Source organism: Cellulomonas telluris (genome assembly GCF_004886325.1).
GTDB classification, from domain to species: Bacteria; Actinomycetota; Actinomycetes; order Actinomycetales; family Cellulomonadaceae; genus Cellulomonas; species Cellulomonas telluris.
This window is the reverse complement of sequence record NZ_QXFN01000071.1, coordinates 1-564: the sequence shown is the minus strand read 5'-3', so window position 1 is coordinate 564 and position 564 is coordinate 1. Positions and strand designations below refer to the sequence as shown.

Annotated in this window: 1 protein-coding gene; it reads left to right on the top strand. The window is 69.0% G+C overall.

Features of this window, described 5'->3' with window-relative positions; genetic code table 11:
- Positions 1-564: 3-keto-alpha-glucoside-1,2-lyase-like domain-containing protein (locus FB586_RS18785; protein WP_136520863.1), on the top strand; the 564-nt coding region annotated here is incomplete at both ends.

Below are 564 nucleotides of genomic sequence, written 5' to 3'. Positions count from 1 at the left end.
CGGGGACGACGACACGGCCGACTCGGCAACCGCCACGTGGACCTACGCCGAGCCCGGCACGTACACCGCCACGGTGACGGTGGAGGACGCGACGGGCAAGACCACGTCGCGCACCGTCGAGGTCAACGTCCGCCAGCCCTGCGCGACCGCACCGACCCCCGACGAGGGCTACGAGCTTCTCTTCGACGGCACCGACCTCAGCAGCTGGACCCAGGCCGGGCCCGGCGGCTTCACGGTCGAGAACTGCGCCCTCACCAGCGTCGGCGGGCTCGGGATGCTCTGGTACTCCGAGCGCTCCTTCGCCGACCACGTCGTCAAGCTGCAGTTCAAGCTGTCCGACGACGGTGACAACTCCGGCGTCTTCATGCGCTTCCCCGACCCGGGGACCGACCCCAACGTCGCGATCGACGAGGGCCACGAGATCCAGATCAAGGAGGGCCAGCCCAACGACGAGCCGCAGAAGACCGGCTCGGTCTACAACTTCGACCGCGAGGACGCGCGCAACGCCAACCCGCCGGGTGAGTGGAACGACTACGAGATCCGCGTGGTCGGGCAGACCTACAC